At 44.5% G+C, this 11844-nt stretch carries 10 protein-coding genes; 6 read left to right on the top strand and 4 right to left on the bottom strand.

Annotated elements, in window-relative coordinates; genetic code table 11:
- The first annotated feature begins 61 nt into the window (after positions 1-61).
- Positions 62-1252: an amino acid aminotransferase gene (locus tag CWO13_RS17915; protein WP_108083315.1), complete on the top strand. Its 1191-nt coding sequence runs from the start codon at positions 62-64 to the stop codon at positions 1250-1252.
- Positions 1253-1354: 102 nt separating this feature from the next.
- Here CWO13_RS17915 and CWO13_RS17910 read toward each other — a convergent pair whose 3' ends face one another.
- Positions 1355-1996: an outer membrane beta-barrel protein gene (locus CWO13_RS17910; RefSeq protein ID WP_048664801.1), complete on the bottom strand. Its 642-nt coding sequence runs from the start codon at positions 1994-1996 to the stop codon at positions 1355-1357.
- Positions 1997-2146: 150 nt separating this feature from the next.
- Between CWO13_RS17910 and CWO13_RS17905 the strand changes: the two genes are divergently transcribed.
- Together CWO13_RS17905 and CWO13_RS17900 are read left to right on the top strand one after the other, a co-directional pair.
- Positions 2147-4036: a DUF294 nucleotidyltransferase-like domain-containing protein gene (locus CWO13_RS17905; RefSeq protein ID WP_048658410.1), complete on the top strand. Its 1890-nt coding sequence runs from the start codon at positions 2147-2149 to the stop codon at positions 4034-4036.
- A 5-nt stretch (positions 4037-4041) separates the two neighbouring features.
- Positions 4042-4758, top strand: a complete 717-nt coding sequence (locus CWO13_RS17900) for a 3'-5' exonuclease (RefSeq protein WP_048658409.1) — start codon at positions 4042-4044, stop codon at positions 4756-4758.
- Between the two features lie 79 nt (positions 4759-4837).
- Here CWO13_RS17900 and CWO13_RS17895 read toward each other — a convergent pair whose 3' ends face one another.
- Positions 4838-5530: an MOSC domain-containing protein gene (locus CWO13_RS17895; RefSeq protein WP_108083314.1), complete on the bottom strand. Its 693-nt coding sequence runs from the start codon at positions 5528-5530 to the stop codon at positions 4838-4840.
- Between the two features lie 136 nt (positions 5531-5666).
- On the opposite strand from CWO13_RS17895, the gene CWO13_RS17890 reads away from it, so the two are divergent.
- The gene (locus CWO13_RS17890; RefSeq protein WP_108083313.1) at positions 5667-6479 is read left to right on the top strand and encodes an AraC family transcriptional regulator; all 813 of its coding nucleotides are present in this window, start codon (positions 5667-5669) and stop codon (positions 6477-6479) included.
- A gap of 86 nt (positions 6480-6565) precedes the next feature.
- Here the strand turns inward: CWO13_RS17890 and serC are convergent, their stop codons facing one another.
- Together serC and CWO13_RS17880 are read right to left on the bottom strand one after the other, a co-directional pair.
- Positions 6566-7660, bottom strand: coding sequence for a 3-phosphoserine/phosphohydroxythreonine transaminase (gene serC, locus CWO13_RS17885; protein ID WP_108083312.1), 1095 nt, complete (start codon positions 7658-7660; stop codon positions 6566-6568).
- Positions 7661-7823: 163 nt separating this feature from the next.
- On the bottom strand, positions 7824-9086 hold the full coding sequence (locus CWO13_RS17880; RefSeq protein WP_048658405.1) for a DUF945 family protein: 1263 nt from the start codon (positions 9084-9086) through the stop codon (positions 7824-7826).
- 183 nt (positions 9087-9269) lie between these two features.
- On the opposite strand from CWO13_RS17880, the gene CWO13_RS17875 reads away from it, so the two are divergent.
- Together CWO13_RS17875 and CWO13_RS17870 are read left to right on the top strand one after the other, a co-directional pair.
- Positions 9270-11213 (top strand): ATP-binding protein, encoded by a 1944-nt coding sequence (locus CWO13_RS17875; protein WP_102432752.1) that lies wholly within the window; start codon positions 9270-9272, stop codon positions 11211-11213.
- Positions 11206-11703, top strand: coding sequence for a response regulator (locus CWO13_RS17870; RefSeq protein ID WP_048664795.1), 498 nt, complete (start codon positions 11206-11208; stop codon positions 11701-11703). Before CWO13_RS17875 ends, CWO13_RS17870 begins: the two co-directional genes overlap by 8 nt.
- The last annotated feature ends 141 nt before the right edge of the window (positions 11704-11844 follow it).

The following is an 11844-nucleotide window of genomic DNA, read 5'->3' as shown; positions in this document are numbered from 1 at the left end:
TTCCATACAGGTATAACTACCCATAGATACTATCCCCTCTCAATTGACATGGATGAAGATTATGTTTGAAAAAGTGTTAGCTGCTCCCGCCGATCCTATCCTCGGCCTTACTGAAGAGTTTAAAAAAGACTCTCGTGCAGAGAAAATCAACCTTGGTGTTGGCATCTACAAAAATGAAGATGGTCAAACGCCTGTACTTAAAACAGTAAAGAAAGCAGAAGCTGCACTTCTTGAAAACGAAAAAACCAAATCTTACCTAACGATTGAAGGTACCGCTGAATACGGTCTAGCGGTTCAGAAACTGCTTTTCGGTTCAGATGCAGAGATCGTAACGTCTCAACGAGCTAAAACAGCACAAGCGCCAGGTGGTACAGGTGCACTTCGCGTAGCGGGTGAATTCATTAAGCGCCAACTAGGTGATGTAAAAATCTGGATCAGTAACCCAACTTGGGCTAACCACAACGGTGTTTTCGCTGCTGCGGGTATCGAAACGGCTCAATACAGCTACTACAACGCTGAAACTAAAGACAAAGACTTCGCTGGCATGGTTGCTGACCTAGAGAAAGCTTCTGAAGGCGATATCGTTCTTCTTCACGGCTGCTGTCATAACCCAACAGGTATCGACCCAACAGCTGAAGAGTGGGAAGTACTGGCTAAGCTGGTTGCTGAAAAGAAACTACTTCCTCTATTCGACTTTGCTTACCAAGGTTTTGCGAAAGGCGTTGAAGAAGATGCTGCTGGCCTACGTGTTTTTGCTAAATACAACAAAGAAATCCTTGTTGCTAGCTCATTCTCTAAGAACTTCGGCTTGTACAACGAGCGTGTTGGTGCATTCACACTGGTTGCGGAATCTGCAGACGTAGCAACAACAGCATTCTCTCAAGTTAAAAGCATTATCCGCTCTATCTACTCTAACCCACCAGCGCACGGCAGTGCTGTCGTTACTCACATCCTTGGTAATGCTGATCTACGTGCTGAATGGGAAGCAGAAGTAGCAGAAATGCGTGACCGTATCCAAGAGATGCGTGAGCTATTCGTAACAACACTGAAATCAGAAGGTGTTGATGCAGACTTCACATTCATCGAACGTCAAAACGGCATGTTCTCTTTCTCTGGTCTAAGCAAAGAGCAAGTAACTCGCCTAAAAGACGAATTCGCAATCTACATTGTTGGTTCTGGACGTATCAGCGTTGCTGGTATGACTAAGTCAAACATGGGCCCTCTATGTAAAGGCATCGCTGCGGTTCTTTAATCGTAAAGTGAAACCTGCACTTACAGACCGATAAGTATGCAAAAGCCAGCGATTAAGCTGGCTTTTTTGTGTCTCGACTTTCAGTTTTAGATACTTTGTAAGTTAATACTCTAAGAAAAACTCCACGCCCAGCTCATTGGTTCGTTCGCTACGAATCTTACCTTCTCCATCTCGATGTTGGTACGAGCCACCAATCGCAAACTTGTTGGTCACGAGATAACGTAAACCTAAGTGATAAATCTCTTCATCAAACAGATCACTTCGATTCACTTGCACACTACCGTTGGCAATCCAACGTTTCGCAAAACCATAGTTAAGCTCAGCTTTTACCCCTTGGATGAACTCAGTATCTGAAGATTCAGTTCGGTTGGTGTCATTATCTTCAACCTTACCTTTAGTGATACCAAGCAGGTAGTAAGCCACTATATCTAAATCTTTCTTGATGCTGTAACGGTAACCAACACCCGGCATAAGTGTATCAATTCGAGTCGTGGTGTCGTCAGGGTGAATGAAGCGTGCACTGTAGTCGCCCAGCAACAACCAATCATCCGTCATCGCGTAACTGACGCCTAATCCATACGACGAGGCATTGTTATTACTGCCTGCATCTTCATTTAAACTGCCCGAATGCGCCGTGGCATAAACGTGGTCATAATCAAGAATATCCACCGCGTTAGTGTCCGCCCACAAACTTGGAGAAAACGCTAAAACCGCAGAGACAAAACTAAGCTTCCACTTCGACATTCCTATCATCCTTAAACTGTCACTCCATTAATTGAAAGGTTAGTCTATCCATAAGACTTTAAAAAGGTTTTAGCTCACAGATTGATTTGTGACGGCAAAATATTATCAAATGTTGTACCATGAAATCATACAAACCAATGGATGATCATTATGGATGCTGAGTTATTAGAGATTCAAAACTTTCTGGCACAATACCCCCCTTTCACAGAACTCCCTGAAGAGATGTTGGCGAAAGTGACCAGTAGCGTGGAAATTTCTTATTACCGCCAAGATACCCCTATCATTCACTTTGGTGACCAAATTCATGATCTTTATATGGTTCGAAGCGGCGAAGTCGAAGTCTATCGTCGTAAAGGTGAGCTATATAACCGCCTTGATGAAGGCCATCTCTTTGGTCAAATGGGCCTACTGACCAACAACAAGGTGCGTTTCCCAGTCAAAGCGACTGAAGACACCCTGCTCTACTGCATTCCTGAACCTATCTTCCAAGAGCTTTACGACAACTACGATTCATTCGCCGACTTTGTCGAAGTAGAAGATAATGCGCGACTGCGCCAAGCCAATTCAGACAGCAACGACGCTAACGACCTGACCACATCAAAGGTAAAAACGCTGCTCACCAGCGAAGCGCCAATGATCGAAAAAACGCGCACCATTCAACAAGCCGCGACCATGATGGCAGAAGACAACGTCTCGTCCCTACTGATTATCGATCCAGATATCGTTGAAGATGATGAAGATGACTCAACACCCGTGATCGGCATCATCACCGACCGAGATTTATGTACGCGTGTTCTCGCCGAAGGTCTCGATCCATCGGATGAAGTGTCCAGCGTGATGACACCCGAGGTTATCTCACTCGATCACAACGCCTATGTATATGAAGCCATGATGACCATGCTTCGCTACAACGTGCACCACTTACCTGTGCTTAAAGATAAGAAGCCTATCGGTATTATCGAAGCGACTGATATTGTCCGTTACGAATCTCAAAACTCGCTGTTGCTTGTAAGTAGTATCTTCCAGCAACAAAGCATTGAAGATCTAAAGGTGCTTTCTGAGCAAGTAAAAGACAGCTTTGTACGCTTAGTTAACGAAGACGCCAACGCCCACATGGTGGGTACTGCAATGTCGGTAATTGGCCGTAGCTTTAAGCAACGTATTATCGAACTGGGTGAAGAGAAATTGGGTAAGGCGCCTATTCCTTACTGTTTCCTCGCACTTGGCTCGATGGGGCGTGATGAGCAGCTGCTCGTTACTGACCAAGATAACGCCATTATTCTTGATGATACTTACGACGAGAAAAAACACGGTAAATACTTTGAAGAGCTATCGACCTTCATTTGTGATGGCTTAGACCAATGTGGCTATGTGTACTGTACTGGCGACATCATGGCGACTAACCCAACGTGGCGTATGACTCGTCGCCAGTGGGAAGAGTGCTTTGCCGATTGGATTGATGATCCAAACCCGAAAGCACTGTTGAATGCTTCAATCTTCTTCGACTTAGATGGCGTTTATGGTCGTCTGAAATGGGCTGAGCAATTGAACAGCTTTATTGTTCGACGCGCACGCAAGAACAACCGCTTCTTGGCGTGTCTTGCACGTAACGCACTCAACCGCACACCGCCGCTCGGTTTCTTCAAAGATTTCGTGATGGAGAAAGATGGCCGTCACAACAACTCAATCAACCTTAAGCGTCGTGGTACTGCGCCTCTCGCCGATTTGATTCGTGTTCACTCGTTGGCGGTTGGCTCTCGCTCTAAGAACTCATTCGAACGTTTGGATGACATTATCGACGCAGGTATTCTGCCAAAAGGCCGAGCTCAAGATTTGAAAGATGCGATGGAGTTTATCTCTCTAGTTCGTATTCGCCACCAAGCACACGATGTCGACAACAACATCGAGCCTGATAACAACATCGAGCCTGAGAACCTGTCTGACTTCGAGCGACGTAACCTAAAGGATGCATTCCAAATATTAAGTAATGCGCAAAACTTCCTTAAGTTCCGTTATCAAGCCAGCAACAAGTTTAAGTAGGGCCTATGAACAAACTATTCAGATCACCTGCGGTCGATTGGCCATTTAAGTTTGCTCAGAAGCTAGAACGAGCGAAAGACGAGCGCTTAAAGCACTTTTATAGCCAGCCTCTTCCAGCGCCTGATACGCCACTTTCAGAAGTGATGTTCTTGGCTGTCGACTTTGAGACAACGGGATTAAACCCAAACAAAGACGGCATTATTACTATTGGTTTAGTGCCATTTACGCTCAATCGCATCTACTTGCGACAAGCCAAACACTGGACGCTGAGACCAAAACAAAAGTTAGAAGAAGAATCTGTCGTTATTCATGGTATCACTCACAATGACATCATTGATGCGCCAGACCTTAGCGAAGTATTGGGCGAGATCTTAGAATCAATGGCGGGACATATCCCGGTGGTTCACTATCGTCGAATCGAGCGTGACTTCTTGGACAATGCATTGAAGGTGCGACTCGGAGAAGGCATTGAGTTCCCAGTTCTCGATACGCTCGAGATTGAATCCCAGATCCAGAACAAACTGGCCGGTGGCCTATGGAATAAGCTAAAAGGCAAAAAACCAGCATCAGTGAGGCTTGGGCAGAGCCGTCGTCGATACCACCTACCCGACTACACGCCGCATCATGCATTAACTGACGCGATCGCGACCGCTGAGCTTCTCCAAGCGCAGATTGCTCATCACTTTGACGCAGAGATGCCTTTGAAGAATTTCTGGCTCTAATTGAGTTTCGTAAGCTAAACATAAACACAAAGCCCACTAACTTCCATTAGTGGGCTTTGTTATTTTTTATCATCTAAGTTTATGCTGCTGTTGGCCCAACCAATCGCATTTCCCAATCTTCAACTTCACCCGTTTCTAGGCGTCGTTCAACCAACTTGCCCCAAGATTCTACGAGTGGCAGTTCAGCCATCTGGCTCAGTTCTTCTCGATCCAGGCTTCCCGTAAAAACGGCACTCATAATGCGCGCGAGCGACCAGTTTGGGTATGGTCTTTCACACAGAGTAATATCGTCGCCTTCACCAATGTCACCTTCCTCTAATACACGGAAGTACCAACCCGTTCGAAGCGTGTCTTGCAACCTTCTCGCCATGTCATTTTGGTCGAATCGTACGTTAAGCTTCCAACAAGGCATGCGTCCCTGTGAGACTTCCAACAATGTTGAGCCGATACGAATCTTATCTTTCAAGCAAATCGATTCTTCGGTTATGCCCATTGAGCTAATGTTCTCACCAAAGGCGCCTGCAGATTGGAAGATCGCTTTGTCGCCCAGTTCTTGTTTCCAAATTGGGTAGTGCTCACTTGGATAGATATGAAGCGCTTTTTGAATGCCACCATGAAAGCGAGGGTCGCCTTGTTCATCATTTGTGAAACCTAGCTCTGTGGCGTGCTGACGCTCTGAGAAAACCTGCTTATCAATGGCACTTTTTGCTCCATGTGCAAAAGTTACTGTCTTACCTGCCAAGACACTGTTTACTACGCCTAACTTCTTCATATCCCTTCCTTCTTATTGGACACTTTCTTACTGAGCTGCGTGAGATAAAACGACATCGCACTCGACTTCATTCACTATGCCAAGCATGATAGCCTAACAAGCCAATGTCAGAGTAGAGATGTAAGGACAATTAACAATGCCAACCCGCCAAATAGATTCTCACTCCGATGTCATGACCTCCAATGAGATGATGGTCGCTAATCCTAATTCACCAGCGTTAGTGAAGACCATCGATATGCCCAAGGGCTACGTCGATACAATGCACAAACATACGTGGCATCAAGTGATCTTCCCACTCAAAGGCCTATTGCAAACGAAAACCGAGCACTACCAGCATCTTGTGCCCCATACTTCTGCTTTGTTTGTGCCTGCAGGGATTCAACATGAATCTATCGCATTGAGCCATACGACGTTTGTCGGTATTTACCTTAATCCAGCCTTTGGTATTAAGTATGAGCCTCATGTGCGAACCATTACCCTGACGCCGTTTTTGAATGAGTTATTGCAGGAAATTCGCAGACAATGCGAAGGATTAGTGAGTGATGAAGAGGTATCGCGATTGCTCTCGGTATTGCACGATCAGATCATGAAAGACAACGTTCAGACCTATCAATTGTTGCTACCCGAAGACCGACGTTTGAAGCTTATATTTGAAGCGCTGACAGAGGCACCAACGTTGGACTTTTCGTTGAAGGAATGGGGAGAGAAAGTCGGTGCATCAGAGCGAACCTTATCGCGCTTATTCTCAAAAGAGTTCAACACGTCATTTCAGTTATGGCGACAACAAATCCGCCTGATTTACTCGTTGTCTTTGTTGGATGAAGAGTTCTCAATCCAAAGTATTGCTGACCAAGTCGGTTATCAAAACGACTCGTCTTACATTAAAGCCTTCAAGGCGTCTTTTGATGTAACGCCACAACAGTTTCGTTTTAATGGCCGAAGAAGGTAATTAGGTCTCTATATTTTCACCTTCTATGGGAAACAAAAAGAGGAGCCTAAGCTCCTCTTTTCATTGGTAAACATCGAACTCGCTTATTAAGCGTATTTCTCTTCGAAGTCTTTCATGAAGCTAACCAGTGCTTGAACGCCTTCCAAAGACATTGCGTTGTAAAGTGAAGCTCTCATTCCACCTACTGCTCTATGGCCTTTTAGTGATTTCAGACCTGCAGCATCAGCCAACTCTAAAAACTTACCATCTAACTCAGGTTTCACCAGTTGGAACGGCACGTTCATTCTAGAACGGTTTGCAGTGTGAACATCGTTTTTGTAGAAAGCTGAACTATCGATGGCGCCGTAAAGCAACGCTGCTTTCTCTTTATTCACCAATTCCATCGCTTCAACGCCACCTTGAGCTTTCAGCCACTTGAACACAAGGCCTGATAGGTACCAAGCGTACGTTGGCGGTGTGTTGAACATTGAGTCTTTTTCAGCAAGTACTTTGTAGTTGAGAATACTCGGCAACACATCGTTTGCGAGTTCAAGTAGGTCATCGCGCACGATGGCAATACAGATACCAGCCGGGCCGATATTCTTTTGCGCACCCGCATAGATAACACCGTACTGAGACACATCAATCTTACGAGACAGAATGTTAGATGACATATCCGCTACGATTGGCTTATCTGTTTGAGGAAGCTCGCTGATTTCAATGCCATCGATGGTTTCGTTTGGACAGAAATGTACATACGCTGCTTCTGGGTCAATTTTCCAATCTTTAGCCGGAACAACAGCCGCTTTGCCATCAACTGACGTCTTCGCGTTGAATACATCAATTTCGCAATATTTGCTCGCTTCAGTCACTGCGCTTTCTGCCCAGTAACCCGCATCGATGTAAGTCGCTTTTGCTGCGTCACCTAAAAGGTTTAGAGGAACAGCTGCGAATTGAGCACGAGCGCCCCCCTGACAAAAAAGAACTTTGTAGTTGTCTGGGATGTTCAGAAGATCACGTAAGTCCTGTTCGGACTCGTCAGCAACTTGAATAAATTCCTTACTGCGATGGCTGATTTCCATCACGGAAGTCCCTAAACCATTCCAATCAATGAAGTCCGCTTGAGCTTGTTTCATTACTGGTTTAGGCAGCGCAGCTGGGCCTGCACTGAAGTTGAATACGTTATCTAATGTAAGTTCCATGGGGATGATTGCTCCTGCTAAATAATAACTATGCAAGTAATACCATGTTTTACCCAACATAAAAACAACAAAAGAGGTCTTAAGACCTCTTTTGTTTTGTACCGTATAAAATGTTTAAGCTTAACCTGCTAAATCACCCTATCAGTATTCAAGCTTGCTCTGTTTATTGAACAAAAACCGGCATAAGTAGAGCGATTAATGGAATTTCTTGTCCATTTTCGAACACTAGGTTTCCATTTTCTAAGTCAGCGCTGATTTCATAACCACTTTCTGTTTCCTTGATCATTTCCATCACAAGCAATTCATCGATTCCTTCACGGATGAATGGGTACTCTTCAACAAGCTCATTTGAAAAGCTAGAGTGAACGTTGCCCGTTAATGCAGGCATGATCATCGAAGGGTTGCTGCTGATATTTTCTGTCCCTTCCGGTACGCTCACCAACCACTTAGATTCGAATTGGCCCTTACCCAGTTCTAGCGACATGTTGTTCATTGAAAGATCAAAGCCTTTAGCAAACAGGATATCGATAAATGGAATGATCTCTGCGACGTCTTCTTGCGTCAACACTGGATTAGTTTGGTAAATCTCAAAGACTTTCTCGAACGATTCGCTATCTAATTTCGATATTTCAAAATCAACGTTTAAGTTGTTCAACTGACCTTCATTAGTCTCGATATTTGCGATATCCAATTTGAGATTGCTGCGCAGACGCTTAGTCGCTTCATCTAGGTGCGATTCAAAATCGTACTTAGAGTTTTCAATGGTCATGAAAGGCTGCATTGCAGAATCTGAAACCAAGAAGCTATCGATAGTAAAATTCTGGGTTCCTAACCAGTAGCCTTTCGCTTGTTGGCCTGAACCTACACCTTTCAAGTTAGACAGCGTTACCTCTTCACCGGTTTCGAAATCAATTTGAACAGAAGGAATAGAAAGCTCGTAATCAACCTGCCCTAAAACAGTAGCATGTCCAGAAAGATTCGATTTAGTGATAGATACCGAAGTACCATTCTCATCAGAGCCTTGATGATTGAACTGGCTTAACTCGAAGTTGAAATCCGTGTTGCCGTTCAGCTCAGTGCTAGTCGTCAGAGTTAGAGGCAGAATATCGGTATTTTCAAACGTCGACAGAGCATTTAGGCTCACCAAGCCATGGCTAACCGCACTATTAATAACAAACTCACTCGGCAGCCCATCAATCGCAAGTTGCTCTTTCAGGTTTTCATCCGTCACAGTTACACGAGTGGTTACGTTGGAAGAGAGGTAACCTCTATCGTATTCCACGATCTCAGCTTGAATGCTTGAATTGTTAAGCTTTGCAACGCCATCAGTAATCGCATTTTGTCCAATCTGCCCTACCGCTAACGGCCAACAAAGCGCCAATGAGATTGCTCCGCCAATTGCACCAATTTTTCTTAACTGTTCCATGAGTTCTCTTTCTACACGAGTCTATTTTTTTTAGTCTAACCCATCAGTAGCAAACAAGAAACATTGAGTTAAATCAGTCTATTGCTCGATACTTCGATTGCCTCAACAAATTAACGGTTAGCTCTCATCCTTATTCAGCGGTTCTTGCTAGGCTAGAAGCGTCGCTACTATTAAGGTTAAGCTGTGAATCAATACGCTGTTATCTGTTTGGACAATAATCCGGTTAGCATTGAAAGAATACGTTCGGAGCTGGCTCCGTTGGCTTCTGTATTCGATATTTATACTGCCGAGAACATAGAAGACGCACATCACGCATTAGAAGATATCCATGATCACCACCAAACTGTTGCCTTGGTGATCACTCATCATCATTCTCAATTTAATGGTGTGCAATTTCTAATTGAACTTGAACAGCTGCCCCATAGTAATACCGCAAGAACGATATTAGTCAGCGCTTCGTCAGACATTCAATCCATTCTCACCGCAGTGAATGAAGGTCGACTCAATCACTGCCTAACCAAACCAGTTCAAGATCAGGTTCTATTCAAGTCAGCGCAAAAAGAGCTAACGTCTTTTGTCATTCAATACGACTCAGAAAACCTACTCTCTTACAGTGATGCATTGGATCAACAGCGCTTACTCAGAGCACACATCGAGCAAAAGATTCATTCGTTCCAGTCTGGTTTCATTCATGATTACCATCAGCTTTCTGATAATGCTCTTGCCGAGCGTGTCGTCAGTGCATTGCAGGAGGTATTCTCTAAAGATGACAAATCCAAGGCCATTCGAGATTACTCGCCAGAACACTTATTAACGGTTGAAGGTGAAGACAATCGCTTCCTATGGTTAATCATTGAAGGTGAAGTGGCACTCTACAAAAAGGATGAATTGGGGCAACAAAGAGAGGTAGTGCGTCACTCTAAAGGAAACATTGTTGGTGGGATGTCATTCGTAACAGGCGAGCCTTCATTCTCTACTGGTATCACTCTTACCCAAACGCGAGTGATTAAGCTGGATAAGGACAGTTTTGCGCAGGTAATGCATTCCAACAATACCTTGCTGCCGCTATTCACCAATCTACTGCTCCGTCATTTCAATCGACGTTTGCAACGTAGCATCACCAATAAGATCAAACTTCAGCAAACACTCGAGTCACTGGAATCAGCCCACCAGCAATTGATCGAAAAAGAAAAGATGGCGATGTTAGGTCAGCTGGTAGCTGGCGTTGCTCACGAACTGAATAATCCGATTGCAGCTATATTGCGTAGTATTGAAACTCTATCTGAACACCTAGACCAGATACTTGAGAACTCGTCACTCCCTGAATCAAACAAAGGGACTGACGTATTAGCGCATTCAAAACTAGCGAAGCCGCTATCCACGGCACAAGAAAGACAGCTGGTAAAACACCTTACATCGACCATCGATGATCGTGCTCTGGCCAAAAAAGCGGTGAGGCTCAACCTAAGCCAAGACGCTGCGGTTTTAGATACCTTAAAAGACTCCCCTGTCGCAGGCAAAGAGCTGCTCAATGACTTAGAGCATTACCATTATGTGGGGAACTCTATCCGCTCAATTCAAGTGTGCAGCAAGCGTATTGCCGATATGGTCAAAAGCCTAAAAAGCTATGCCCGAGAAGATGAAGAAGTTCGCCACTACACAGATATCCACGAAGGGCTTGAAGATACTTTAGTGATCTTTGAAAACAGACTCAAACATCACCAACTCGAGAAGCATTACGACACCAACTTACCGCCTTTATTGTGCCAGTCACTCTCTCTGCAACAAGTGTGGACCAATCTTCTTTCCAATGCGCTCGATGCCCTTTCTGAACGAGGCAAAGTGTCCATTACTACCTCTCAACATACAAAAGGTGACGACACGTTTCTTGTGGTGCAAATCTCCGATACTGGCCACGGCATTGCCAAAGAAGACATCAACACCATTTTCAACCCAAATTTCACGACCAAAAAAGAAGGTAACTTTGGTTTAGGGATTGGGCTATCCATTTCTCAACAAATCGTTTCGGCTCATCAAGGATTTATTTTGGTGGAGTCAGAGGTAGGCAGTCATACAAACATGCAAGTGTGGCTTCCATTCAAACAAGAAGGAGCACCTCATGAATAAGTACCTAATTTTATGTGTCGATGATGAACCTGAAGTTCTCAATAGTGTCCTTCAGGACTTGGCGATATTTGAAGAGAACTTTCTGGTTGAAGGTGCTGAATCGGTCGATGAAGCCATGCAAGTAATCAAAGAAATGGGACAAGATGGTATTAAGCTCGCGTTAATCTTGTGCGACCACATCATGCCAGAAAAAACCGGCATCGATTTTCTGATCGAACTCAACCAACACGACGCGACCAAGCCAACGCGTAAACTGCTACTCACAGGGCAAGCTGGGCTTGAAGATACCGTCACGGCCATTAACAACGCTGCACTTGATTTCTATATTTCAAAACCTTGGCAAGGCGACCAACTGAGAGACACGATTACTCAACAATTGACTGACTATGTCATTGCCAACGACAAACAATTGCTTAACTGGACTTCCATCTTAGATACCGAGCGTATACTGACTTCCATGGCGGATAAACGCACCAGTTTTGGTGAATAGCACTAATTGGTGAATAGATACTGAGAAAAGCGGCATCCGATATAAGAACCGTCCGAATACATACAAATTTTGGATAATTCGTTCGTCTATTTTTCTCATTCGCTCTAAAACATGAGATCTCCGTTACAGACTGATCCTTAA

The organism is Vibrio sp. ZF 223, assembly GCF_003050585.1.
In the GTDB taxonomy this organism is placed as follows: Bacteria; Pseudomonadota; Gammaproteobacteria; order Enterobacterales; family Vibrionaceae; genus Vibrio; species Vibrio crassostreae.
The sequence above is the reverse complement of the archived record's forward strand: the minus strand, read 5'-3'. Positions and strand labels throughout refer to the sequence as shown.

What these genes read in the sequence shown, in the direction of transcription:
- CWO13_RS17870 (WP_048664795.1), top strand. Translation starts at nt 11,206, where the DNA reads ATGAATAAGTACCTAATTTTATGTGTCGATGATGAACCTGAAGTTCTC.
- CWO13_RS17915 (WP_108083315.1), top strand. Translation starts at nt 62, where the DNA reads ATGTTTGAAAAAGTGTTAGCTGCTCCCGCCGATCCTATCCTCGGCCTT.
- CWO13_RS17905 (WP_048658410.1), top strand. Translation starts at nt 2,147, where the DNA reads ATGGATGCTGAGTTATTAGAGATTCAAAACTTTCTGGCACAATACCCC.
- CWO13_RS17895 (WP_108083314.1), bottom strand. Translation starts at nt 5,530, where the DNA reads ATGAAGAAGTTAGGCGTAGTAAACAGTGTCTTGGCAGGTAAGACAGTA.
- CWO13_RS17900 (WP_048658409.1), top strand. Translation starts at nt 4,042, where the DNA reads ATGAACAAACTATTCAGATCACCTGCGGTCGATTGGCCATTTAAGTTT.
- CWO13_RS17880 (WP_048658405.1), bottom strand. Translation starts at nt 9,086, where the DNA reads ATGGAACAGTTAAGAAAAATTGGTGCAATTGGCGGAGCAATCTCATTG.
- serC (WP_108083312.1), bottom strand. Translation starts at nt 7,660, where the DNA reads ATGGAACTTACATTAGATAACGTATTCAACTTCAGTGCAGGCCCAGCT.
- CWO13_RS17910 (WP_048664801.1), bottom strand. Translation starts at nt 1,996, where the DNA reads ATGTCGAAGTGGAAGCTTAGTTTTGTCTCTGCGGTTTTAGCGTTTTCT.
- CWO13_RS17890 (WP_108083313.1), top strand. Translation starts at nt 5,667, where the DNA reads ATGCCAACCCGCCAAATAGATTCTCACTCCGATGTCATGACCTCCAAT.